The sequence below is a fragment of the Micromonospora sp. NRRL B-16802 genome, from assembly GCF_001279555.1.
Lineage (GTDB): Bacteria > Actinomycetota > Actinomycetes > Mycobacteriales > Micromonosporaceae > Micromonospora > Micromonospora profundi.
Genome location: NZ_LGEB01000039.1, coordinates 1 through 248, shown reverse-complemented (window position 1 = coordinate 248; position 248 = coordinate 1). Strand labels below are relative to the sequence as shown.

The following is a 248-nucleotide window of genomic DNA, read 5'->3' as shown; positions in this document are numbered from 1 at the left end:
CACGAAGCGGGTGCCGTCGGAGAGCGACACGAACACGTCGCCCGCCGTACCCCGCGTGAACGTCAGGATGTCGTCGCGACCGTCACCGTCGACGTCGCCCACCGCGGGCAGTTCGTTGCCGAGGGCGAAGCTGTCGTGCCACTTCCAGCCGTCCTGCACGAAGCGGGTGCCGTCGGAGAGCGACACGAACACGTCGCCCGCCGTACCCCGCGTGAACGTCAGGATGTCGTCGCGACCGTCACCGTCGA

1 protein-coding gene is annotated in these 248 nt (G+C 69.0%); it reads right to left on the bottom strand.

Annotated features, from left to right (window positions below; genetic code table 11):
- Positions 1 to 248, bottom strand: a 248-nt coding sequence (locus tag ADK66_RS06385; protein ID WP_197281437.1) for an FG-GAP-like repeat-containing protein, incomplete at both ends; no start/stop codon positions are given.